The sequence below is a fragment of the Tumebacillus avium genome (assembly GCF_002162355.1).
Classification (GTDB): Bacteria; Bacillota; Bacilli; order Tumebacillales; family Tumebacillaceae; genus Tumebacillus_A; species Tumebacillus_A avium.
The window spans coordinates 3,652,682-3,677,654 of record NZ_CP021434.1 but is presented as its reverse complement, the minus strand read 5'-3'; the positions used below and the strand labels follow the sequence as shown (position 1 = coordinate 3,677,654).

At 55.6% G+C, this 24,973-nt stretch carries 18 protein-coding genes; 5 read left to right on the top strand and 13 right to left on the bottom strand.

Features of this window, described 5'->3' with window-relative positions; all coding sequences use genetic code 11:
* Window positions 1-535: 535 nt before the first annotated feature.
* Complete coding sequence (aepX, locus tag CBW65_RS17965) at window positions 536-1,417, top strand: phosphoenolpyruvate mutase (protein ID WP_087458003.1); 882 nt, start codon at window positions 536-538, stop codon at window positions 1,415-1,417.
* 36 nt (window positions 1,418-1,453) lie between these two features.
* A complete protein-coding gene (locus CBW65_RS17960) occupies window positions 1,454-2,077 on the top strand; it encodes an AAA family ATPase (protein WP_087458002.1) in 624 nt (207 codons plus the stop codon).
* A 150-nt stretch (window positions 2,078-2,227) separates the two neighbouring features.
* Here the strand turns inward: CBW65_RS17960 and CBW65_RS17955 are convergent, their stop codons facing one another.
* The 6 genes from CBW65_RS17955 to CBW65_RS24340 form a co-directional block, all read right to left on the bottom strand.
* Window positions 2,228-3,493, bottom strand: a complete 1,266-nt coding sequence (locus CBW65_RS17955; protein WP_087458001.1) for a helix-turn-helix domain-containing protein — start codon at window positions 3,491-3,493, stop codon at window positions 2,228-2,230.
* A 209-nt stretch (window positions 3,494-3,702) separates the two neighbouring features.
* The gene (locus CBW65_RS17950) at window positions 3,703-4,875 is read right to left on the bottom strand and encodes a helix-turn-helix domain-containing protein (RefSeq protein ID WP_087458000.1); all 1,173 of its coding nucleotides are present in this window, start codon (window positions 4,873-4,875) and stop codon (window positions 3,703-3,705) included.
* A gap of 321 nt (window positions 4,876-5,196) precedes the next feature.
* Window positions 5,197-6,369 (bottom strand): helix-turn-helix domain-containing protein, encoded by a 1,173-nt coding sequence (locus tag CBW65_RS17945; RefSeq protein ID WP_087457999.1) that lies wholly within the window; start codon window positions 6,367-6,369, stop codon window positions 5,197-5,199.
* 40 nt (window positions 6,370-6,409) lie between these two features.
* A complete protein-coding gene (locus CBW65_RS17940) occupies window positions 6,410-6,676 on the bottom strand; it encodes a hypothetical protein (RefSeq protein WP_157722036.1) in 267 nt (88 codons plus the stop codon).
* 158 nt (window positions 6,677-6,834) lie between these two features.
* Window positions 6,835-8,004: a helix-turn-helix domain-containing protein gene (locus tag CBW65_RS17935; RefSeq protein WP_198299645.1), complete on the bottom strand. Its 1,170-nt coding sequence runs from the start codon at window positions 8,002-8,004 to the stop codon at window positions 6,835-6,837.
* Between the two features lie 10 nt (window positions 8,005-8,014).
* Window positions 8,015-8,305: a hypothetical protein gene (locus CBW65_RS24340; protein ID WP_157722035.1), complete on the bottom strand. Its 291-nt coding sequence runs from the start codon at window positions 8,303-8,305 to the stop codon at window positions 8,015-8,017.
* A 244-nt stretch (window positions 8,306-8,549) separates the two neighbouring features.
* Between CBW65_RS24340 and CBW65_RS17930 the strand changes: the two genes are divergently transcribed.
* Window positions 8,550-9,119 (top strand): hypothetical protein, encoded by a 570-nt coding sequence (locus tag CBW65_RS17930; protein WP_087457996.1) that lies wholly within the window; start codon window positions 8,550-8,552, stop codon window positions 9,117-9,119.
* 30 nt (window positions 9,120-9,149) lie between these two features.
* On the opposite strand, the gene CBW65_RS17925 is transcribed toward CBW65_RS17930, so the two are convergent.
* Genes CBW65_RS17925 through CBW65_RS17915 form a run of 3 tightly spaced genes read right to left on the bottom strand, consistent with a single transcriptional unit; the run spans window position 9,150 to window position 15,836 of the window.
* Entirely contained in the window at window positions 9,150-12,014 is a 2,865-nt protein-coding gene (locus CBW65_RS17925) for an adenylate/guanylate cyclase domain-containing protein (protein ID WP_087457995.1), read from the bottom strand.
* Entirely contained in the window at window positions 12,011-14,095 is a 2,085-nt protein-coding gene (locus CBW65_RS17920; protein WP_087457994.1) for a copper amine oxidase N-terminal domain-containing protein, read from the bottom strand. Before CBW65_RS17920 ends, CBW65_RS17925 begins: the two co-directional genes overlap by 4 nt.
* A gap of 13 nt (window positions 14,096-14,108) precedes the next feature.
* Window positions 14,109-15,836, bottom strand: a complete 1,728-nt coding sequence (locus tag CBW65_RS17915) for a TolC family protein (RefSeq protein ID WP_087457993.1) — start codon at window positions 15,834-15,836, stop codon at window positions 14,109-14,111.
* 127 nt (window positions 15,837-15,963) lie between these two features.
* On the opposite strand from CBW65_RS17915, the gene CBW65_RS17910 reads away from it, so the two are divergent.
* Both CBW65_RS17910 and CBW65_RS17905 read left to right on the top strand, forming a co-directional pair.
* Complete coding sequence (locus CBW65_RS17910; RefSeq protein WP_087457992.1) at window positions 15,964-16,350, top strand: DUF4280 domain-containing protein; 387 nt, start codon at window positions 15,964-15,966, stop codon at window positions 16,348-16,350.
* 2 nt (window positions 16,351-16,352) lie between these two features.
* Window positions 16,353-18,035, top strand: a complete 1,683-nt coding sequence (locus tag CBW65_RS17905; protein WP_087457991.1) for an MORN repeat-containing protein — start codon at window positions 16,353-16,355, stop codon at window positions 18,033-18,035.
* A gap of 50 nt (window positions 18,036-18,085) precedes the next feature.
* Here CBW65_RS17905 and CBW65_RS17900 read toward each other — a convergent pair whose 3' ends face one another.
* From CBW65_RS17900 to CBW65_RS17885, 4 genes are read right to left on the bottom strand one after another with little or no spacing between them, the layout of a single operon-like run.
* Window positions 18,086-18,838: an eCIS core domain-containing protein gene (locus CBW65_RS17900; protein WP_232463356.1), complete on the bottom strand. Its 753-nt coding sequence runs from the start codon at window positions 18,836-18,838 to the stop codon at window positions 18,086-18,088.
* Window positions 18,839-18,850: 12 nt separating this feature from the next.
* Window positions 18,851-20,545, bottom strand: coding sequence for a hypothetical protein (locus tag CBW65_RS17895; RefSeq protein WP_087457990.1), 1,695 nt, complete (start codon window positions 20,543-20,545; stop codon window positions 18,851-18,853).
* 24 nt (window positions 20,546-20,569) lie between these two features.
* Entirely contained in the window at window positions 20,570-22,675 is a 2,106-nt protein-coding gene (locus CBW65_RS17890; protein WP_087457989.1) for a phage tail protein, read from the bottom strand.
* Window positions 22,676-22,705: 30 nt separating this feature from the next.
* Window positions 22,706-24,958, bottom strand: coding sequence for a putative baseplate assembly protein (locus CBW65_RS17885; RefSeq protein WP_087457988.1), 2,253 nt, complete (start codon window positions 24,956-24,958; stop codon window positions 22,706-22,708).
* Window positions 24,959-24,973: the final 15 nt, after the last annotated feature.

The window sequence follows — 24,973 nt, the reverse complement described above, 5'->3', positions numbered from 1 at the left end:
TCTTGCCAGTACTCTTTACGAATGTCGATGTACTCGACAGGCGGTTGCCAACGTTGCATGAGGTGCACCTCCTCTCCCGTAGTGGGTGTACCCTTTACGGCTTACAGGCCACGGATGTCGATGAACTCCGGACGCTCGAGAACGAGGCCGCGGACGTCAACGAATTGTACCGGATCAGCTACACGGTTACGCATGAAAGGGCACCTCCTTTCTGATGAGAAGTGACAAGCAAGATAGGTTACTTGCGGATGTCGATGAACTCCGGCATCGTTACAGCAACGCCACGAACGTCGATAAACGGAACCGGTTCGAGTTTGCGGTTACGGATCATGCTTGAGCACCTCCCTCTATATTTAATTTGAGACGGAAAATTTAGCAGTTTTACTGCCTTGAAAAAGTTTTCCGTTTACTCTATTATATAAATAATCAGAAAATAATCAAGATAAGTTTTGGAAAATTTTCAACTGGATTGATTGGTAAATACTCTACACCTAAACAAAAATTATATGTAAAATACTGAAAGGTGGGAATTGAGATGAACGCAAGACAACAGTTGCGCAAGATGATGCAGGAGCCGGGGCGTGTGATCCAAACGGTGGGGGCGCACAACGCACTGGGAGCCAAACTGGTGGAACAGAATGGTTTTGATGCCGTATGGGCAAGCGGATTTGAAATCTCGACCGCCCACGCCAAGCCGGATGCCAACATCTTAACGATGGTCGAATTTTTAAACGCAGCATCTCAGATGGCCGATGCCACAACGCTGCCGGTCATCGCCGACTGCGATACGGGATTTGGCAATGTAAACAATGTGATTCGCATGGTGCGCGATTACGAGAAAGCCGGGATCGCTGCCGTCTGTATAGAAGATAAGGTGTTTCCTAAAATGAACTCCTTCATCCCGGGCTACCAGTCGCTGGCCCCAAAAGATGAATTTGCAGCCAAGATCCGCGCCGCCAAAGACACGCAGCAAGACCCTGATTTTGTGGTCATCGCCCGCGTCGAAGCGCTGATCGCCGGCCACGGCATGGAAGAAGCGCTGGAGCGGGCAGCCGCGTATGACGATGCGGGCGCCGACCTGGTTTTGATCCACTCCAAGCAAAAAGACCCCGGCGAGATCTTTGAGTTCAGCCGCCGCTGGACGTCCGAAACTCCCTTGGTCATCGTGCCGACCACCTACCCGAGCATCACGCTGGCCGACATGTCCGAACACAACATCAAGATGACGATCTATGCCAACCAGGCCCTGCGTGCAGCTGTCAAAGCGATGAACGCGGTGCTGGCCCAGCTCAAAGAATCCGGGTCGCTTCTGGCGATTCAAGATCAGTTGAGCCCGATGGACCAGCTGTTTGAGCTGCAAGGCTTGAAAGACATGATCAAGCAGGAAGAGCATTACAAAAAGCTGGAAGTCCGTTAATTGAACAGCACGAATTACTGAAAGGAGTGCGGGAATGTGAATCCGTTTTTGGTGATTGAAGGTGTCGACGGCACCGGGAAAAGCACAGTCTGTGCAGCGCTCGAAGCTGAGCAGAGCGCTGCCTTTTATAAAGGGATGTCGCCGGAGTGGCGCGACTTCCGCGATTTTGTCGATGAGGATGCGGATGATGACTCCCGCCTGCTCTATTACTTTGCTTCGTGTGTCTACACGTCGGGCAAAGTGCAGAAATCGCTGGAGCTGGGACCGGTGATCTGCCACCGCTACTTTGCGACCTACATGGCGATCTACTCGCTGAACACCGGCACCCCGCTGTCTGTGGTCAAAGAAGCGTTCCTGCCGATTCGCAAGCGCATGCTGACGCCGCAGCTGTCGATTTTGCTGACAGCCGACCATGAAGAACTGAGGAGCCGCCTGCTCGCCCGCGTCCATGAGCTGAAGGCAACCGATATGCGGGTCGTCAATTCGCTGGAATACACGCTGAACTTCGAAGCGGCTCTGCGCGAAGTGATGAGCTGGGACGGCAGCTTCATCGAGCTGAACACCACCGGCAAAACGCCGGAGCAGGTGATCGCCGAAGCCCGCCGCCTCTGCGAAACCCACATCCCGGACTGGAAGCCGGTCACCCCGGCGTCGAACTAAAAACAGGCACAAAAAGAGAGTATCCCTTTCAGCGGGATACTCTCTTTTGCGTTGCCGCAAATGCGGTGTACAGCACATGTCATGCAGCGTTGGCACACAGGTCATGAGGCAGGGTGCCAGCTTTGGTTTTGACTTGCTTGAAAGGTGTTGTTAGAGCGCGATGCCGCGCTTTTGCAGGCTGCCCATCAGGTAGTCGTGGAGCTGCTCCCAGCGGCGGGCGGCCGCTTCGTGTTTGCCTTGGGCGTTGAGCAGACGGCAGAGCTTGCGGGTGCCGTCTTCCAGCTCCGTGGTCATGCCGTGCTTTTCGAACAAGGCGAGGGCGCGGTCGAGATGGGACTGCCCTTTTTGCTCCTGCTCGCGCTGGAAGTAGCTCAAAGCAAACAGCTGGTGCACCTTGCCCATCACCGGGTGCAGCTCGGGCAGGATCATCCGCGCCCGCTCCGCATAAGCCATCGCTTCCTCCGTCTCGCCGTGCTCCAACAGGATCGCCGCGATGTCGGCAAAAATCTCTCCGGCCTTCACCCCTTCACACGTCGCGCTCAATTCCAGCAGTTGCTGTACGGACGCTTGCCAGTCGGCTTCACGCTTGAGCAGCAGCGCTTTGCGCTTCCAGTCCTGATTCTGGCGCGCGTTCTCTTCCTCCTCCAGCAAAATCGCCGCTTTCGTCGCGTACTCATCCGCTTTCAGGAAGTTCTTCTGGCGGTAAAACGCGTCGGCCAGCTTCAGCATCGTCTTGCCGCGTTCCGTGTCTTCCACCAGTTGCAAAGCCGCTTCCCAGCTTGCTGCCGCCTTGCTCACCTGGCCCATTCGCTCCTGAATCTCCGCCAGTTGCACCCATACCTTCGCTTGCAGCGCCGGGTCGGGCAGCTCGATCTTCAGCAGTTCTCCATGAGCGCGCTCAGTGTGATACAAGGAGATTGAATATTCGCTCTTCTTTAGCGCATCCAACCCCAAATGGAGAAAAACTTTGGCCAGCAGCTCCCCGTCCTGGCGCAGAATCGCCAAGCCCTGCACTTCATGCAGGAAGGCCATCGCTTCCGGTCCGCGTCCGACTTCCAGCAGGCAGAAAGCAAGTTCGACTTGCACATCCATCTTCGGAATCTGCTGGTCAGTGCTGTCGAGCAGCTCTTGCAGCTGGTTGATCGCCAGCGCATATTCTTTCGCCCGGACGAGGCCTTTGGCCATCTTGTATTTGGTGATGTCGGCCAGATCCAGCTCGATGTCTTTGAGCAGGAAGTCGAGCGGCACGCCCAGCTTCTCCGCGATGCCAAACAATATCTTATACGAAGGTGTCGTGCGATCCGCTTCAATCTGCGAAATCATGCTTGGTGTGCAAATCCCGTCAGCCAACCCAATCTGCGTCTGTCCTTTTTTGACTCTCAACTCACGAATGCGTTGTCCTAAAGTTGTCATCATCAGTTGGTACCTCCTTGCGATGTGTTTCTTGAACACATTGTAACAAGAAACTACCAACCTTTGATATATTTACAGACCATGTGGTTGCAGGAAAAAAAAACGGCAGAAGTTATCTGACAATTCCCTTCACCAGAGGGGGTCCCGTCCACTACCGTTTGCGCGGGGGCAAGCAATTGACTCATCGATGAACCCTCGCATTCGATCTGCTCTTAAAAGAATTTGTCGTATGGGAAACTTCTGCGCGGCATTTGATAGACAGCTTTCACCCGTTTGCTTCGCCCCTGCAGGAACCAACGACGATAGAAAATGCGCAGAAAGCGACTGGCCAGCAAGCGCATGTATTTCGGATACTTCGAATTGCCGGCTACAGCCTCCGCGTGAAAGGGCACCTCCAGAGTGCGCGACAAGAGGATTCGCAATCGTGCTTCCATCTCCCGATTGGACTTAACCGGTTCCTCGCGCAAAGTCTGACGAATCAGCGCCTCGGCGGCCTGACGCTCGTGCAGCTTCAGATAGACTTTTACCAGATCTTTGGTCGCCAGCAGTCGCATTGTGTCCGTCTGCAGATGCAGCAAAGATTGAATCAACAGATCTTTTGCTTTGCTATAGTTCAAATCCAAATACTCGACGTACGCTGCACTGATGCAGACGCGCCCCAACCACTCCTCTCTCCCTAGACCTCGCACTAATTCCATCGCTTGGTACAACAACTGTTTGGCCTCGGCGAGCTCATTCAAGCTCTGTTTGACCAGCCCCTTTCTATTCAAATAACTTGCTTGGCGCGTCCGCGTTGACGTAAGAATTGTTCGATGCTGTTCCAGAAAATCAAGCGCCTTGAGGTGTTGTTTGGACCACACATAGACCCATGCAAGATGTGCCAATGCCTGAAAAGCCATTTCATCGTCTTCTTGTGGAGCCTGCCCGATCTGCTGAATCACTTCATAGGCGGCTAGATACACCCGTTCTGCATCGGCAAACTGTTCTTGGTAGAGATGCAGATAGCCGATGTCAAGCAATGCGTACCCCTTCTCCGTTAGTCCTTGCGCCATATCGAAGCGTTTTTTCGCGAACTCCATCGCCACATCCAACTGTTGCAGACTTTTTTTTCGAGTCGCGATTTCAGCATGGAGTGCAGCGACATCTTCCTGAAGGATTCGAGCCATCGGCATCTTCAGATCCTCGGCGATCTTCTCCAGCTCAAACCAATAAATCTCGCGCTCGCCATTCAGCATCAGCCGCAGCGTCTCCCGGCTGATCTCAAGCCGACCGGCGACGGCAGACATGCTGTAGCGGGAGCCTTTCTCTTTCATCAACTCGCGAATCCTTCGCCAAAGCGGGATTCCGTCCGCAACCGTTTTGGCTGGGGCAAGCAATTGACTCATTTTCACGGCCTCTCTTTCGTTATTTAAAAATAAGTATCGAGCGGAAAGCGCCGTTTTGTCAGCCGCCCTTTTGATTTTGATGAGGACCGCAGCTCCCCACGCTTAACCCGGTCCTGCTTGTACAAGATGACAAGATCACGATATGCCAAGTATCTCACTTTTTGCGGGTAACAAAGGCTGGCCGCAACTTTTTCGGCGTAACGAGTGTCTCGCGTGATTCTTGTCAGCAAGATAAACAGTTTGGCTTTTAATGCTGGATGCTGCGCCACTAGAACATTGTTTAACGCTTGGCGGGTTAACCCTCACATTTCGCTGAGCGGGTTAAAAATTCTTATCGAGAGGAAATCTCTTGGTCGGAATACGCCCTTGCGATTTTCCCTGTGCACTCTTCCCGCGTCTTAAGAATTTCTCTTGCTTGTTGACGAGTGTAAGATGCCGATACGCATGATACCTGGCTTGTTTCGGGTAACGCAGATTCATCGCAACACTTTCCGCATAACTTGTACTTCCCGCAGCTCTCGACAACAATATGATCAGACTTGCTTTGATATCCATCAGCTGCTCAAATGATTCCGTCCGCAGTGCCGTGCGAATCAGAGACTCTGCCGCTTGGAACTCGCGCAGCTTAAGGTGCGTTTTTGCCAATTCCTTCAGCCCGAGCAGGCGCACTTTGTCATTCTCCCAGTACTCTTTTCCTGTCTCTAAAAGTTCTTTTGCTTGCTCATAATTCCGATCCGCATATTCCGCAATCGCAGTATTGATGTACGCACGCCCAATCCGGTCGCGGTTCGCGCATTCAATAAAAAGCTCAAGGCATTTATACATATACATCTTGGCTTCTGCATTTTCGAAGGACGCGTACTTCATTTTGGCAAGCGCTACATATAGCACCCCCATATTAATCGGGTCAGAATGCAAAAGAGGCTTCAATCTCTCGACGATCCCCAGTACTTTATCCAGCTCTTCCGTATGCGTGTAGATATTCAAAAAAACAACAAAGACACGAGTGAGCACTCCCTGGAAGGCATATTTCTTATTGACCTCTTCCGCCGCTGCCAATGCTTCATGGATGATCCCCTTGGCAGTATCCATCTCTTCTTTCCAAAAATACACCCAGGCGACCGAAGCGGAACTGAATACCTTTTCCGAGAGTCCGATGGCAATCGATTCCCGGTACTTGGCCAGTTCCATCGCCTCCTCTAATCGGCCTTGATCGATCAGTATCGCATACGCCGGTTTTAGTTCAACGATGTCTTCCTGTAACAGCCGTGCAAGCGGAATCTTCAGGTCTTGTGTAATTTTCTCCAGCTCAAAGCTGTAGATCTCGCGCTCCCCGCTCAACATCAGGCGCAGCGTTTCCCGGCTCATCCCCAGCCGTCCGGCCATTGCGGTCAGGCTGTAAGAACTGCCCTGCTCTTTCATGATCTCCCGAATCCGCAGCCAGAGCGGAATGTTATCAACTACCGTATGGGTTGGTGCTGTGAGTTGGCTCATGATGATCTCCTTAAAAATTCAGATGAAGCGGGAATCGCCGCTATGGCAAGCGTCCCTTTGATTTTTGCTGATTCGGCTTGCTGTGCTGTGTCGGCAAGGAATAGGCGACGTGCCGTACGATCAGATCCCGACTCTCGCGCTCCTCCAAGTCTTCCATCAAGAGACGCTTGACCGGAACTTTCAAATCCAGCGCATTCTTCTCCAGCTCAAACCAATAGATCTCCCGTTCCCCGTTTACCATCACACGCAGCGTTTCCCGGCTGATCCCGATGCGCGCCGCCATCGTGAAGGTGTGGGCAGGGGCCAACGTAAATATTCAGACAGTGATAAGCGGATAGGCGTACCTCCGCACTGTACTTTACTTGCACACGTCCTGACTCTTGGTAGTATTGACTTGAAAGTTCGGCATACTTGATCGCTTTCTGAATCTGCGCACAATCGCTGTCCCCGCAAGAGTTATTCGGCTTAAAAATTTGTATCGAGCGGCAAGCGCCGCTTCGTCAGACGCCCTTTGCTCTTTTCTGGACGTTTCAATTCGCCGCGCTGAAATCGCTCCTGCTTGTACTGGATGGAGAGATAACGATAGGCAAGAAAGCGGACAACGATCGAATAGGACAGATTGACCGCGGCTTGCTCCGCATAGCGGGCATCCCGGGTGATCCGGGTTCGCAAAATGAGCAGTTTGGCTTCGCAATCCGGGTCCCGTGCAATCGCCTCCATCGCGAGCGTGGTATGTATCAGCGCCTCCGCCAGGGCGTACTCGCCCAGTTTGAACAGCGTTTTCGCAAGTTGCGACCGTGCAGTCAGCTTGACCGTATCGGATTCCGCCACAGAGATCGCGCTTTCCAACAACTCCTTGGCTTTCGCATAATTGCGGTCAGCAAATTCAGCGGTGGCGACGGCGATATACCCTCGTCCTGTCGTATCGTGAGTTGTACCTTGCGAGTACAGCTCCAAACTTTTGTAGAGATTTAGTTTGGCTTCCGCAGGCTGCAGCATCACCTTATTGATCTTGGCTTTTGAATAATAGAGAAGCCCCATCTCCACCGGACACGCCTGGAAATAAGGTTCAGCAATTTCAATAATTTCAGATGCCCGCTCCGTTTCCTTCATATCTGCGCACGTGCTCAAGAGGTTCCGTAAGGTTCTTCGCAGCAGGCAATCATGGTCATATTTCGCGTTGATCTCTTGCGCCAGAAGCAGCATTTCCTCAAAATAACGTCTGGCTTCATCATAGTCCTTCCTCCAGAGGTAAATAAGTCCAAACTTATTCAGCGCATTGGCACGTTCTGACAGACCCATCGCAACATCCTGCCACCGTCGGGCCACTTTCAGCGCATCATTCCAGCGGCATTGACCGCAAAGGATGGTAATGCTTTCTGGAACGATGAGATCTTCCTGCAAGAGCCGCGAGATCGACACTTTCAGATCCTTCGAAAGTTTTTCCAGCTCAAAACTGTAGATCTCCCGTTCCCCGTTCAGCATCTTCCGCAGCGTCTCCCGGCTGATCCCAAGTCGCCCGGCTATGGCGGTCAGGCTGTAGGAACTGCCCTGCTCTTTCATGATCTCGCGAATCCGCAGCCATAGCGGGATCCCGTCGGCAACCGTTCTCTCGGGGGCAATCAAATGACTCATCATTGAACCCTCATTTCCCTAAGTAGGCTAAAAATTCTATCAAGCGGGAATCTCTTCGTCGAAATGCGCCACTTAAGAACTTCTCTTGCTTGTAGGTGAGTGAAAGATATCGATACGCATGGTATCTGGCTTGTTTTGGATAACTCAGTTCCATTGCAACACTTTCTTCATAACTTGCTTTGATATCCAGAAGCTGGTCAACAGATTCAGTCCGCAGTGCCGTACGAATCAAAGACTCTGCCGCTTGGAAATCTCTCTTTCCAAAAATACACCCAGGCGACCATTTGGCAGTTCTCTCCACAAAGGAATCTCGTCTTGAAAGGTGTCGGCACTCCCTTTGAGCTCTTAGGAAAATTATAATCAATGTCCAACTTTTAGCATAGGTTATTTTGTCGAATAATGCCTAATACCTAGGCAGAAAATTCAGTACTATATCGAATTAATATCATAGACACAACTACGTTTCAAACCGTTTTATATCGAAAGTAATTGTGATATGATTAGGTGGTAATTTCCCACCCTCATTCTGAGAGGAGATGCTGCTAGTGGAAAATTTGACTCGCCAACTTGAGCAACTGTCGTATGAGTATCACCCACCGCTTTACGAGGTCATTCACGATGAATCGATCTCCCGTCTGCACAGCGTCTTAGAAGGACGCACCGGCTTTGATCTGCCTGTGGGCACGGCGCGGCTTGTGCTGCACATGTTCCCGGAAAGCGCGTTTGTCGACCCGAAGGAGTACGACATCCGCCCGTTGGCTCCGCTTGCCGTACAGGACTACCTGACGGAGAACGAAACGTACAGCATGACATCTTTTGTCAAGGTACCCAATACCCGCTCGATCATCTCTTACACCCAGTTCTTTCAAGATGGCTATATTGAAGCAGTAGACTCCTCCGACCTGACGGAAGTTCAGCTGATCGAACAGATTGTCCATTACATGGAGGCCTTCCACCACCTCGGCGTGGACCTCCCCGTTCATATACGTCTGTATCAAATCGACGCCAGCAACCGCGCCTATCTCTATCCCCCGGTCATCGCTCACGGCGACGAAGACCTGACCGGCGTGCTTGGCATGGTGCTTTCGTCGCAGGAAAAAGAGCCTCTCGAATGAGAGGCTCTTTTTTTCTTGCCCATTTCGCTTTTATACTTCCAACGTCCCTTTCCAATCGCCTGTCATGCCGCTCCGGTATTCGTCACAGACGTAAAAATAGAGCTGGGCAATCTTGTCGCCCGGGTTCTGGCGAATGACTTGGAGGAACGCTTCACGGGCGTCATAGAAACGGCCCTGCTGGTATTTGGTGATCGCCGACTCGAACAGGTCTTGCGTCTTCCGCTTCAGACGGCGCGTCTCTTCATCGTCCGCTTCGAACACATCATACAGTTCGATCGGACCGCTGAGCGAGCCTTGGAGCTGGATGTTGCCGAGACTGCGCGCCAGGAAGCGGTCGCTCCCCGGGATCGCCTGCAGGACGCGGGCCGGCAGCAGGATCGTGCAGCCCAGCTTGTCGGAGATCTCCTCCAGCACCATCGCAAACTGCACGCTGTCTGAGATCACGCTGACTTCCAGCCGCTCTTCCGCACCGATGATGCCGAGCATCAGCGGCCCCTGCTGGATGCCGATGCCGACTTCGATCCGCGCTTTGCCTTTTCCGGCGCGGTGCGAGTTGTAGCTGTCCAGCGCCCGCTTCATCTCCACCGCCGCTTTCAGCGCCTCGCCCGGGCTCTCCGGGAATACGGCGAGGATACCATGGTTGAGGTACTTGCTGACCTCGCCGTTGTTTTGATCGACGATCGGCGAGATCTCATGCAGGAAGCGGTTGATAAAGTTGAAGTTGTCGCGCGTCTTGTCTTTCATATCTTCCATAAAATCATCGAAATGGCGAATGTTTGTGACCAGGATGCTCATGTCCAGCTCCACCTGATCGCCGAGGTTCACATGGCGAATGTCGCGCTTGCCAAGGTAGTTGAGGAACTTCTCCGGCACAAAATGGCGGTAGGCATCGCGGAATTCGCGCAGCTCCAGCATCTTTTTCTCCACTTCTTCCGACATGTTGTTGAAGGTGTGTCCCAAAGCGGCCACTTCGTCATGCGACTTGACCGTCACCCGCGTGTGCCACTGGCCTTTGGCGATCTGGTTGGCGCTGACGCTGAGGTTGCGCACCGATTTCAGCAACAGGAGCGTGACGACCAGCACGACGATCAGAATCAGCACGGCAAAGCCGGTCAGCTGTTTCAAGGTCTCGTACCAGTTGGCGGTCATGCGCACTTCCAGCGCGTGCGTGTTGATCCCCGCTTCGTAGATGCCGACGACCTGTGTTTTGTCCGCGTTGTACAACGGCCCTAACGCAAACAGCCAGGTCCCGTTTTCATCTTGGGACTTGCAGGTGACGTAGGTCTGCTCTTGCAGCGCCTTGTTGTAGTCAAAATTGGCATCAACTTCGATGAACTCACCCGTCTGCTTGTCGCGCACCATACAGGCCGAAACGGCCGAATCATCAGCCGACACTTCGAAGGAATCGAACATGCGGATATCGTTGTCATCTTCCAGCAAATCGTAGAGACGCCGGTCGACGTATTTGTAGATCATCATGTAGAACTTGCCGTAGTTGTCTTTGAAGGTCAGCTTTTCCTTGAGCGCCTGGTAGTCTTCGTTCATGAAGTCCTGCGGCGAATCGATCTTCAAGAGCCGCTCGGCATCGACGAGGTTTTGCCCGTCGTGCGCCAGATAGGTCAGCGCCCGCCTGACTTCCAGCTCCGTGTCGGTGCGGAAGTCTGTGTGCACCAGGAAGGCCAGCAGCAGCATCGACAGGGCGATCAGCGGCACGAGGGCGAACAGCTGCTTGTAGATCAGCGAGTACGGCATAATGTTGACGTACAGGATTTTCAGCACCCACACCAGCAGGATAGCCCCAACAGCTGCAGCCGCCCAGATCAGATACTGATGGGTGCGCGTGCTGCCCGAATACTCAAGGGGCAGCAGTTCCTTGTCGGGCGTCATCAGCAGCGCCTGTTGTCCGACGGAAACAAAGATCGTGCCGTCTGGAGCGACGCCCAAGCTGTCCAGCGGTTCGTCGGTCAGCGCGATTTTTGCAGCCTGCTCATCAACAGCCAGCTTGGCCGCCGCATCCTGCTGGGTGAACAGCGTCTCGACCTGGGCCGGATTGCTGGTGGAAAAGCGCTTCACGCTGCCACCGTATTCATCGAGGAAGTAGACATCCTCGCCCGCCACTTGGACATGATCGGCAAAGATGCCGTTTTGACCGGTGCGGGTCTGCGGGTAGATGCGTTCGCCCGAATAGTAGATCTCGCCTTTTTTCGTGGCGTAGACCAGCTCTTGCGACGTGACGCCGCTGATGTCTGACACGCCCGATTCGGACGGGATATGCGTGCTGGTGATTTTGCTGAACCGGCCCAGCTTGGCATCCCATTCGTGCAGGTCGAGCTCAACATCGCTCTCTTGGGTGATCAGGAACAGCTTGTTTTCTTTAAACGCCAGCGAACGGATCGTGCCGCTGCGCAGAGAGCCTTGCTCAGCCACGCTGTACGGGCGCGAGTAGCCAATCCAGCTCTGATCGAGCTCCCCGTCGGCGTTGTAGCGGACGACCACTTCGTGCTTGAGGACCAGGGCGTTGATCTCCATCAGCCGCACCACGGCGTACAAGGAGCCGTCCGGTGCAGGCAGCACCTGGTCATAAGTGATATAGGTGCGGGCATCATCTTGCAGTGTCGGGTCTTTGGAATTCAGATTGACGAACTCTTTGAGCGAGGGCGCTTGGATCTTCGCCAACTGGGTGCCGTCTGCGCCCAATTTGAGGATCGACTGTTTGGCGTCCTCGATGACGTACCAGTTGCCCTTCCCGTCTGACGTGGCTTGGTACGGGTTGTGCAGTTCGACTTGTTTTTCGATCGGGAAGTGCGTGATGTACTCTTGATGCTGATAGGCGTAAATGCCGAGGCCGATCAGGGCGGCCAGCAGAAGAACCAGCTTCCATACATATTGTCTCATCGGTTTACCGTTCCTTTGATCTCGATCGTCTGGGACGGGTCATCCCACGTCACATTCAGGCCCAGCGCCTCCACGACAAAGCGCAGCGGCACGACCGTGCGCCCGGCGATCAGGCGCGGCGGCACGTCGAGCGTGACCGGCTTGCCGTTGACCAGCGCCGTTTTATCGCCGATTTTGCAGTAGACGGTGGCGCCTTCTTGGCTGATCCAAACGCTTTGCTCGTCGTTGTTCCAAATCACTGTGGAACCAAATGATTCGGAGATCGGACGGATGTGAATCAGCGTGCGGCCGTCGAGGATCACCGGCGGCATCATGAACTTGATGTCGACCGACTTGGCAATGACGTTTTCCACCGGCAGCACCGTCGCTTTTGGCTGCTCTTTTTTGATCTGCTTTTGCAGAGCGGCGAGGGCGGTCAGGTCAATCGCTGTGTATTTTTGTTTTTCGATCGCTTTGATCTCTTTGATATAGAGCTGGTGCATCTGGGTGAGGGTTGGGCTTGTTTTGCCCGTTTCGGCTTTCACTTCGGCCTGTTTCTTTTCGGCCTGCTCTTTGATCAGGAACAGCTCGGTCTTTTGCGCTTTCAGCAGGTTGGTGTTCAGGACGGCCAGTTCTTGTTTCAGCAGAACCGCTTCTTCTGCCGATGCGGTTTTGAGCTTGGCGTTCACTTTGACGATCGCTTCTTCGATGTCGAGGATGATGTCGATGACGCCTTGTTCATCTGCGGCCTGCACGCCTTCCGCCTGCACCAGCGGCATGAGCAGCTGGTCGGCGGTATCGGTTGCGCCTGCTGCTTTCGCCTCTTGAATTTGCTTTTTCAGGTCGGCGATCTCCGCTTTGCGCGAGGAGATACGGGTGGCTTTGGCTTCCGCTTGGATCTCATCAAGACGCACGGCGATCGTGTTCAGCTTGGCGAGCAGTTGTGCTGCCATGTCGTTTTGACCGAGCTTTTCGGCCGTTTGGAAAGCTGCTTCCAGAACTTTGACTTCTGCTTCCCACGCCGTTTTCTCTTTGGCGTAGGCCGATTGCTTGGTTGTCGCAATCTCCGCTTGCAGTTCCTGGATCTCATCGAAGTTGGTGGTTTCTTTGATCTTTTTTTCCAGCGCGGCGACCTGTTGGGTGAGCAGGCCTTTGTGCAGGATCAGCACTTGCTGGTCAGCAGCTTCGAGCTGGGTCAGCAGGTCTAGGGCCTGCTTGGTCTGCGAGTTGTTGACCGCCCGGCTGAGGTCTTGCGCCAGCTGCAGGCTCGCCGCATTGGCGGTGTCGACTTGGGAGGACAAGGCGTTTGCTTTAAAATCGTTCAGGTTGTCTTCGGCCTGCTTTTTTTGTTCGAGCAGTTTTGCTTTTTCGGCTGGGTCGGTGGCGGCGTTTAGCGCATCTTCCGCTTTTTTCAGATCGGCTTCGAGCTTTTTTTGCAGGTCGGCCTGTGCGCCTTTGACCGAGTCGGCGAGCAGTTTTTCCGGATCGGCGAGCTTTTCCAGCTCGGCGGCGGCCTGGTCGCCCTTCCCTGCTTTCAGCGCTTCGAGGAAAGCGACTTGCGCCTTCAGCGTTGCCGCTTTCAGGGACAGGGTGATGGCGAGGGTGTCATCGCCCGCTTCCACAGCCGCTTTGTTGTCCGCTTCTGCTTGCACTTGCTGGGCTTTGGCGCCGGCGATGGCTTGGTCCAGATCGGCCGGGGTCTGCGTCCACTCGACGGTCGGTTTGCCGTCGACGAGATGCACCCAGACGCTGATCGTCATTTTGTCGATGTCGGCGTTGGTGACGGTCGTGCCGCTGGGGCTTAGGATCGCGGACAGGTCATATCCGTTCTGGATGTTAAACCATGCGCCGTCCGCCAGCTCCGATTTGTAGTACATGCCTTGGTCCGATTGGTCCATGCTCGCTTTGGCCGCATCGAGGACGGGCTTGGTCAACGCTTCTTTTTGGATCAGGTAGGTGCCGATCAGCAGGTGGCCGCTGCTCACTTTCGACGCTGCGGGACGCTCGGCTGCCGTCGCTTCGGGCGAGGTCGGCAGGAACGCGCCAAACAGTGAAAACGCGAGCAAAAGGGTCACGAACTTGCGGCGATGTTTCTTGATCATGGCGATTCTCCTTTTACTTCTTGGTCAAAGTTCCTTTTGGCGCGTAACCGTCGAGATCGGCTTCGTCCAATTTTTTGTCCCCGCTGTAGAAGACGACGTACAGGTCGCTGGTGTCGCTGAAGGCGAGGTTTAAATGGAGCAGCTCGCCTGTGATCGCGGTGCGCGCGCCGACCTGCTTGCTGGTCTTTTTGGAATGCAAGGTGAAATGCGTTGGTTTGTAGCCGTCTTTGAGGTCGACGAGGGTGAATTTGCTGGTCATGCCTTCTGCGACCGGTTCGAGCTTCCACCCGCCGAGTTGCAGGTCGGGTGCAGGCGGTTTGATCAGCGGGTCGAGGCCGCTGTCGACCTGGTACGGCAGATTGCCGTTGCGGTACACGACCCCGCCCGAGGTGTCGAGGTCGAGCTTGGAGAGGGACAGCTTGTAGGCGAGGAAAGTGGCGGTCACCACTTCGGAAGCCTGCACTTCCAATGCTTTGACAGCGTCGAGCTCTTCTTGCTTGATCACGCCGAACTTTTTCTTCTCTTCAGCTTTTTTGGTGTCTTGCTTGGCTTTGTCCAATGCTTTCATCGCCAGGATGTAGGTCGACTCGGCCTGTTTGACGCCGAGGTAGGACGTTTTGATCTTGGCGGTGAGCTTTTGGCGGGTGTCGCTTTCTTTCAGGCGGGCTTTGTCATAGTCGAGCATGGCGACAGGCAAGGCGTTTTGCATGTCTTCGAAGTAGCGCATGCCTTCGTACTCCCCTTGCAGCTCTTTTTTCGGGACGTATTTCAGGAAGGGCAAGGAGAAGACGAGGATCCACGTTTTGCCTTTCCATTTGGCGTCGATGTTCGCAGCCAGCTCGTTGTATTTGGTCATGAAAGCGCTGTAGTCGGTCTCTTGGGTGCCGCTATAGGTGGACTCAAGGATTTGCATGGCAGTAGCGCCAAATTTGTTGCGGTAGAGCTGGCGGACGAGGTTGACTTTGGCTTCGGCCATTCGGCGGGCCTCGGTGTCTTTCCAAAGCTCAAGGTCGGTCTTCTCGGCGCGGTCGATCAGCTGCCAGAGCGTCTTTTGGTTGAGCATGGCGTATTGGCGCGGGACGGTGAAGGTAAAATCGCCGTCGAGGTCCATGCTCACCTTCTGCCCCAGCTCGTTGCGGCTGGTCTTGAAGCCAAGCTGGGCGACGGTGACAGCGGAGACGGCGGTTTCCAGCTCCGCCTTGGCCGCTTCGACGTCTTCGAGCTTGGCATAGCCGTAGACCGCTTTTTTGATGAGGTCGTTTACTTTGGTCTCGGCTTTTTTCTGCGCGGTTTGCGCTTTTTGGACGCCGAGTTGGGCCTGGTACGCAGTTATATAGAGCTGCTCGATCTCAAGGCCGAGCGCGCGGCGCTTGTTTTCGATCTCGCGTTCTGCTTTTTTGACTTCGAGCTGTGCGGTTGGGATCTTGGTGCCGAGGTCGATGTCGCGGCTCAAGCTGTGCTCTTTGGCCTGCTTGCTGGCGTCTTTTTCGGCTTGGATGTTGACCGCCTGATAGGCTTGGGTCAGCTCGTATTTCTTTTTTTGCAGGTTGCTGGTCAGGTCTTTCAGGTCGGGGCTGACTTGCGCGGCCCGCGTGGTCAGGTCTTTGAGCGAAAGGATTGTTGCAGCGTGCACGACAGCCTGTTGCGGCAAGATCGGCAGTGTGGCCTGGCCGGTCAGCATCAGAGCGGTGAGCAGAGAGATGGCAGCTGTTTTTTTATGGAAGATTAAAATATGAACCACTCCTGTATGAATCTCGAATCCTAGTTCAATATTACTACACTTTCCTGTACTCTAGCATCTAATTTAAGAGCATTCAGGGCAGAAGTTATGTTACATTTAGAGAAGGAGATATAAAGGAGAGAGTGCTATGGGGTTTGTGGTATGCGGAGGCGCTCAAATGCAGTGCAGTTTTGGCGCTGCGCCAAGCGCATTGATGGTGCTTCCGACCAATAAGGTTCTGACGGCGATGCCGATTGCAAATATTATGGATAACAAGCCGATGGTGAATATTTTGCCGTTTGGGATGTGCCAGTCGATGGCCAATCCGACGGTGGCTGCGGCGACCGCTGCGGCGTTTGGCGTATTAACGCCGATGCCGTGCATTCCGGTGACGGCAGCGCCCTGGGCGCCGGGCTGTCCGACGGTGCAGGTGGCGAATATGCCCGCTTTGAATAACTCTTCGAAGCTGATGTGCAACTGGGGCGGCGTGATTCAGATCACCCAGCCCGGTCAGCAGACGATTCAGGTGCCGTAGAGATGAAAATGTTGATGCAGCTATCTGACATGATTGTGAAACCGGTGATCACGCCGGTGCGGACGACGATACAAAAGGCGATTTCGACGGTGACGAACCTGCCGAAAGCAATTCAGGCCAGGGTCGAGGTGATGCTGGCCCCGAAGGAGCAGTCGCTGAAGAATTATGTGCGCTTTGGCCGGCGGTATGTGGCGAAGCGGCTGATTTTGATGATTTTGATTGTCTCTGTTGCGCTGGGCATTTTGGCGTATCAGTTTTTGTATGTCAATCCCCCGGCGTTTCTGCGCGAGTTTTTGGGGCGGAATGTGTTTGTGGAGAACTCGAAGGAGATTGCGAAGTATTCGGGTTATGGGAAAGTTGTCGATGAGAGCGGCAAGCTGATTTATGAAGGCGATTTGAAGAAGGGCAAGTTTACCGGAAATGGCACGGTGTATGCTTCGAACGGCGACGTGCTGTATAAAGGTGAAATGAAGGACGGCAAGATGAACGGCGCCGGGGAGAAGTACAATGCGATGGGCGAAGTTGTGTATAAGGGCAACTTTGCGGATGACTTGTACAGCGGCGAAGGCACGACGTATTATACGGATGGAGATATTCGCTACTCGGGCCAGTTTAAAAATGGCAAGATGAGCGGCGACGGCACGATGTATTATCAGGATGGCAAGATGATGTACAAAGGCCTGTTTGTGGAAGATAAGTACGCGGGCAAAGGCACGGAGTACTATTTTAATGAACAGGTGAAGTATGACGGCTTGTTTTTGAACAATGTGTTTGAAGGCGAAGGCAAGCTGTTTGCGGAAAATGGCAACAAGGTCTATGAAGGCGCGTTCTCGGGCGGTCAGTATCACGGCGCCGGGAAGCTGTATGACAAGGACGGCAAGCTGCTGTATGACGGCGGGTTTAAGGAAGGCAAGTACAGCGGCGAAGGCAAGGAGTACTACAGCGACGGCCAGTTGAAGTATGCCGGACAGTATGCGGCCGGGAAGTATCAGGGCGCAGGCACGCTGAATGGCGAAAAAGGCAAGCCGCTTTATGTGGGTGCCTTTGTGGATGGGAAGTATGACGGGTTGGGCGATCTGTATGACAAGGACGGCAACTTGCGCTATAAGGGGCAGTTTAAGGCGGGACGTGAGGACGGGCCGGGTGAACGCTACAACCTGAAGGGTATGGTGGTGTATAAAGGCCAGTTTCAGGAAGGCTATCCCTTCTACCCCGGCTTCTTGGATCTCGCGCCGCAGAAGGTGGAAGAATTGCTCGGGAAGGCGACCGATGTGCGGATTGCCGAAGTTGGCACTCCGGCGCTGGAGATGGTGTATGCGGGGAATAATATGCTGTTCAAGCTGGAGCTGGACCCGGCGAACCTCTCCCCTGACCCGGAGCAGCAGAAGGAAGCAAAAGTCACTTCGGTGCAGCTGTGGGGCTCAGAGCAGTTGGCGGAGCTGCAGCAGATGATCAAGGAGAAGCTGGCGGCTGGGAAGTCGGCTGAGACGGCTGGACAGGCTTCGGAGACTTCTGCTGGCGGGAAAACCGGAGATGCCGGGAAGGATGAACCTGCTGTCACTCCGGCGAAGGAAATTCGGAAGTCGGGGAATGTGACGGTTTATGAGATTGGCGATTATTGGTACTATTGCTCTTATAATGGGTCAGTGATTGCGAGAGCGGAGATTACGAAGAAGATGAAGTAAGAAAGAGAATCATAAGAAAAGCCCTCCTATGGAGGGCTTTTTTGGTTGCGTTATTTGTCTTCGAGCTTTAAGCTCGCCGCTTGGCGGCCGAGGTTGTCGGCTTCTTGTTCGAGCTTGGGGTCGTCGTTGACCGGCAGACCTCCAACCTCGGTTGTCGGTTGGACGCGGCCTTGGCGCTGTTGGACGACATGGGCGAGCTCATGGCCGAGCAGCTCTTGGCCGGACTGGCTGTCCGGTTCGAATTTGCCTTGGGCGAAATGGATGTCGTTGCCTTGCGCATACGCGAGGGCACCGACATCTGATGCCTGGCTGCCGACATGGATGTTGACGTCGGAGAAGTCGGCGTTCATCGCCGTCTCCATTTTGGCTTGCACATCTTCCGGCATTTTGTTAGACGGCGTGCTTTTGCGCTGGACGGGAGCTTCAGCTTTTAGCTGAAGCTCTTCTTCGTCAGGCATGTGCTGGGCAGGGTCTGCTTTCAGTTGAAGCTCCTCTTCTTCGGGCATCCGCTGCGCGGGGTCTGCTTTCAGTTGAAGCTCTTCTTCTTCGGGCATGCGCTGCGCAGGGTCTGCCTTGAGCTGCAGCTCTTCTTCGTCTTCGGGCATCCGCTGGATGGCCGCTTTGCGCTGGATCTGGCCGCTCAGGAAGCGGCTGGTCGCTTGGTTGCCGTAGGCACGCTGCATTTGCAGCAGGGTGCTTTGCAAGGGCGTTGCCGACTGCTCTTGGGTGGCAGTCTTTTTTTGTTTGACTGAGGATGTGGTTGCTTTGGCCGAGGCGGCGCCTCGGTGCATTTGTTTAGCCACGGGGATCTCCTCCTAGAGTTCGTCGTCTGTGGACGCCGCTTCGGACTGGTAACGGCGCTGCACGCCGGGTGTTTCTTCGGCGTCTTGCACCGCCCACCAGCGAACGCGCACTTTGCTCATCTCGGTGCTGCCATGCAGCTTAAGTCCGATGCGGAAGGTGCCTTTTTTCGGGTAGACGAGGACGCCAAGGCTCGTTTTCGGCAGGTAGGACTCGTACTCGCTGCCCCCAAACACATCTTGATCCCCATAGTAGACAGCATCGCCTTGGTTGAGCAGGGAATCGCACTCTTCGATACCCGCCTGCACGTATACGTTGCCCGCTCCGAGGCCGTGCTCGATCTCGTCGGAGTAGTAGGTGCGCTCCGCTTTGCCAAACGGGTTCATCTTGCCGGTACGCTGGCTCGGGAACAACAGGATGTCGGTGCTGCCCGCCGCCGTTTTCGGGGCATGCCCCTTGCTGATGACGGTGGTGCCTCCTCCGCCCTGCCCCGGCTTGCCTTCGGGCACGCCAAGCGTGAAGGTGAATTCCTGCTTGGACGGGTCGTAGGCTACATCGAGCTTGGGATCGGCATCGGACGGCAGACGTTCGGCCGTCGACTGCACGCTGAAGCTCGGCGCGGCAACGCCGCCGATGCCCGGAGCAGCCGAAGACTGCTGGTCGAGGCCGAGGTTGGTCAGGAGCGAATGGTTGTAGATGTGGTCGCCGAAGGGCACGGTATCGATGCGGTCGATCATGAAAACAGCACCGACTTGCTGGAGGTGGATCTTGGCCAGGTACAGGCACGGCTCGCTGTCCGCCTCTAACGCTTTGTCGAGCGAACGGGCAAAGTACTCTTCAAGAATTCGCTCGCGGGCCGGCGTGGCCGTGAGCTCGATGTTTTGGATGCTGACGGAGCTGACTTTGACGACTTCGTTGCCGACCGCCATCATCGAGCCTTCGGGCAGGATCGCCACGGTCGCATCATGGCCCGGCGTATCTTGGGCTTTCAACTGGTAGGTGAACTCGGAGCGAGTTTCGCTGTGGCCTTGGACTTTGAAGGACAGTTTGCTGCCGTTCAGCGGCTCGCAGCCTTTGGTCATCAGTTCGAATTCGAGCTGCAGCTCGGGAGTCTGCAGGGCTTTTTCAACGATGACTTTGGCTTCGAAGACGCTGCCCGCCTGCACGTAGCGCGGGATTTGGTGCAGGATGCGGATGCCGCCTGCGGAGAGCACTTCTTTGGTGGTGTGCGCCAGGTTGTGGTGCTCGAAGGTGGACAGCTCGGGCGCCTGCTCGCGGACGAACACTTTGTAGCCTTCGAACATGCGGTTGTATTCGTTGACTTCATCTTTGCGCACCGTCGTGTTGGCGATGGAAAAGACCGGCTCTTTGCCTTTTTCATCGTACGCGATGCAGAGGTAGACGTGTTTGCTGTACTCGCCGTTGTTGACGAAGCCCGGCACGACAGACAGGTTGTAGGTCATCGGCTCGGGCACGACGATCTCGCGGCCGAGATGGTCGAGCGCGACGCCCGCTTGCAGCGAGAAGGAACGCTCGTCGACTTTGACAACCTGCATGCCCGCGATCACGCCGGTGCCGTACAGCAGGCGGTTGAGCAGGCGGCGCTTGTCGTTAAAATAGGTCTGCTCGGATTCGAAATCCCGAACGGTCAGCAGTTTGCCGTAAAAATAACGATTGCGTTCGAATGGATAAAATCGTGATTTTTGCATCTCCAAACTCCTTTTTCTCCCGTTTTATTCTAAATTGGCGTCCAGTTCCAAACGTGTATGCAAGCCGATCCGGTTGTCGCGGTCAAGGTCGATCAGCACGGTGTTGTTCGGCATGGAAGTGCGGTCATCGAGGACGAGCAGGGTCGGCTCGGACAAGAAGGTGTTGATGCCGAGGTAGGAGTGCGTCCCCAGGTAGATGCGGGGCTCCAGCACGACCAGCTGCGCTTCAGAGTAGGCGGGCTTCTCTTCGTCGATGATCTTTTGCAGGATCTTGCGCTCTTCTTCGCTCTTGACGACATCGGGCTTGATCAGCACACAGAAGCGGTACGGGTCGAGCCCGTAGAGCTGCTCCATGTATTCTTTGACCTGCGCTTTTTCGAGCAGATACTTGTACTGGAAGTATTCGACGATAAATGGCTTTTCTCCCGTAAAGACTTCGATCATTTCGGCGAGGCCTTGCCGCGTCCCGCGCTTTTTGAACAGCTCGGGGCTTTTTTTCATCAGGCGGCGGATCTGATCCTCGCTCCAGCGCTCGTCGACGGCGATGCCAAGCCAGGTGGCCAGCCACTTCAGGAGATCCCCTGACGAGGAATCGACGTCGAAGAAGCGGGACATATGGTCGATCATCTCTTCCATCTCGTCGAAGAAGGTGCCGTACAAGGACAGATACCGTTCGAGAAAATCTCGGCTTCCCGGGTCGGACTGGTACACGCCGGGCAGGTAGTCCAAATAGGATTGGCGCGGGAAGTACACGCGCAGCTTGCGCATCAGCGGCGACTTGCGGTCGTTGCCGCTCCACTCGATCTTAAACCAGATGTACCTCCCCTTCGCCCGCAGGAGCGCATCTTTCGGGTTGACGATCGGAGCGGAGAACAGCTCGTCAAGCTGCGGCAGTTTCGTAGAAAGCGGGATGCTCTTGTCTTGCAGATACTCGTCGAGCTGCACGCGCTGTCCGCCGAGCAGGAGCTCTTTCTGGTCAGCCGCATAATAGGAGATGCGCAACTGCGTCTCGTCGGGCAGTTCGCTGTCGACGGTGATCTTGTGCCAGACGGTCTCCGTCTCGGTGCTGTCGAACGCCTGACTGAAGTAGACGCCTTTGAGCGGACCCTGCTTGTCGAGCGGATGGGTGCGGCGCTTTTGTTCGAGCACGCTGATCAGGTTTTCTTCTTCGTTCCAGATGTACATTTTGCGGGCGTATCCGGCCAGCAGCTTCATCGCCTGACCGCGGAAGCCGGACACTTCGTCAACATAGCTGCCGTCGGCGAGGAAATTCAGTACAAAGCGGTTGTCCTCCCACGCCTGCTCGATCGGATGGTTGTCGCCGACGTAGATCGCGCCGTGCGGATCAACCCCGATGCCCGAAGGCGCGCCGCCGTACATCTGGATGCGCGACCGCTGTTCATAAGTGCCGTCCGGGTGGAAGGTGGTCACTTCGCGGTCGTACCCGTCGAGGATGTAGAGCTTGCCGTCCGGTCCGACGGTGATGTGGAACCGCTCCTGCAGCTTGTGCAGCCCGGCCCCGCTGCGAATGGCAAGCGTGTGGTGCTGGTACAAGTGCTCGGGGATACCGCCCGAGTTGATTTTTAAGACGCCGTAAAAAGAGTTGTCAGACGCTTCGACGCCGCCTTGGGTGCGCACCGGGTCGAGCGGGATCAGCACGTAGGCGTCGCCTTGGCGGTCGGTCGTGACAGCCAGCGGATGGACGGGGATGCCGTTGTAGTGGTTCATCCGCCATACCGCCTGCCCCGTGCCCGGGGAATAAGCGACCAGGCGGTTCTCCCCTTCCCGCTCGGCGATCAAGAGATGGCTGCCGGCCCGGGTCAGCATCGCCCGTGATGAGAACTGGCCGTGCCCGGAGCGGAAGACCGCGTCGGCGTAGTGGTTTTCGTAGTCGTAGAGAAACACGTTGGCAGCACGGTCGAGCAGATACAGCTTGTCGTTTTCACCGAGGGCAAAATCGGCCAGGCCGCGCAGCCCTTCGATGTGTTCCAGCCGGATCGTGTGGTAGAAGCCATAGCGCTCCGAGCGCGTGATCTGCACGCCTCGTTCGGTGACGCTCAAGTTGTGCAGGGCGCCTTTGTTCCAATCGGCCTGCCGGTTTAAGGAGAAAAAGGTCGTGTCAACGTACAACGGGAATCACCTCCATTTCGCCCGCTTTTTTTACACGTCCGTTCGGGATACCAGTTCGATCTGATGCAGGCCGGAGTAGACCAGCCCGTGCGGCGGCAAGAGAATGTCGCCGCTCGGGTCTTTCTGCACCCCGGCCCCTTCTGCTTCGAACCAGAGGGTTTGGATGTATTCGACACCGGTCATCTGGTTGATGATGCCGTAGATGTCGCCTTTGTACACGGCACGCCCGAACTCCCAGCCTTTGCTGGGGTCGGAGTTGTCGAGCACATCAAGGTGCTTATGCAGCGCCGTTTTGATCCGCCCAGCGATGTCTTTCGTATCCGGGTTAACCACGACGACCGCATGCACGGTGATCTTGACGTATTCGGGCGGCACGACATGCACTTCGGTCGTCAGCAGCCGGTGCTGGTCGAGATGGCTCTGCACCGTGCTGAGAAAACCTTTGCTCGGCAGCGGCATCGAGTCTTCGCTGTAAGGAACAACGACGACCGTCACCTGTGCCGGCGCCTGTTCTTGCGGGTAGCCCTTCAGGCCGACCGTGTAGAGCGGCACCGCTTTGACGCGGGCGACGCGCAAGCCCGGCGTGGCGAGGGCGATGTTTTCAAAATCCTCGCAGGTCACCGCCCGCGTCGCCTGCTTCAGCTCGCGGCGCATCCGCGCTTTCGCTTCGTCCAGCGTTTCGCGCTGCGCTCCGCCTCTGGCGAAATCGTAGTTGGTGACGGTGATCGTGCCAAACAGTTCGGGACGGGCAAACTGCGTGATCAGGCGGCGCTGCACGTTCCCGCGTTCGCCTCCGCCCAACTGCAGAGCGATCAGGCGGATGTTGTCATACTCGCAGACATCGGGGATCTGCCCCGTTTCGCTGTTGCCGAAATAGATCTCGCTGTCGTTTTGATCGAGCACATAGTGCCGGTCATCCGGGCCGGAGTGTTCGAAATCATCGACCCGCGTCCAGTCCTGCCACAGCCACTCGCCGCCGTTTTCTACCTGCACACCGACCTGCAGGCGCAAGGATTCGGGCAAGATCGGCGACCCTTCGACTTCAAAATGCTGGCCGGGCAGCCCGTTGCTGCGTCCGATCATCATGTCGTCGCGGAAGTTCGGCTCATAAGCGATCACGCGGATCGTGCCGGAGCCGGCCTTGGGAATCTGTCCGTGCTCCCCGTTGCCAAAGCGCAGGTAGCAGCGCTCTGTCTGCAGGTCACGGTAGAACACGCAGCAGGCATCCTCCGGGCCGTACAGGGTCAGGTCGTCGACCTGTTTCCAGATGCGCCAGACGCCTGCGGTCTCCGTTTCCACCTGCACTTCGACTTCGCCAAAAAAGGGCAGATAGCCGTCAACCGCCTCGTCCTGGTACATCTCCCCCGTGCCGTCGAAGGACAAGAGCTGGCAGCGGGTGTCGCGGTGTACCGCCTGAACGGTGTTCAGGAGGATCTTCTCCACTTTCGGCGGAATCTCGTAGCCTGGCTCGTCGAGCGTGGCGCAGATCCAGTAGCGGTCTTTGTCGTTCGCCGGGTGGATGCGCATGCCGGCCATCGCTTTCGGGACGGTGAAGGTGATCCGGCCGCTTTTCGACAGGTGCAAGGTCTCGTCGCGCTCGACCGTCAGCGGCAGCAGGCGCAAGGGCCGGCTGTCCACGCTTTCGTCGATCGTCGAGTAGCTCCATGAGATCCGCGCGGGCGGAACCAGCTCTTCTTCCCCGTCGGCGGATGGGTTGACCGGCACTTGGTAGTTGTTAAACAGATCGAAGGTCAGCGTGACCGGCACTCCTACCGGGAGCCTGCTGTCAAAGGCGATATACAGGCGGCTGCCCTGCCTGGCTCCGTTGCCAAATGCGAAGTAACCGACCTTGCTGTGTTCGTTGGCCGACGTGTGATCGGAGATCTCCGCTTCGGAGCCGACCAGCACGCGGTCGATCTGTGCCGGAACGAGCAGGAGCGGTTCGGTCGTCTCGAACGGTTCGTTTAAGCCGCGCAGCTTGGTTCCCTGCGGCATCCATTGCGGCTTGTCCGCCTGCGCGAACGACACGTCGACCCTTGCCGAATCGGCCTGCTCAAGGTGGATGCCCATCATCCGCAGGAACTTCAGCTCGTTTTTGACGGTGACGCGGTTCAGGTAGTATTGCTGCATTTCCGAGAGGTGCGAGAACAGTTCGACCATCGTGATGCCGGGGTCGTGCGGATTCTCGTCGGTCCACTGCGGGCTGAGCTTGGGAATCATTTTGCGGGCTTCGGCCACGATTTCATCAAACAGGCGGTCATCTAAGTTTGGCAACGGAAGCATGGGCTCACCACCTTT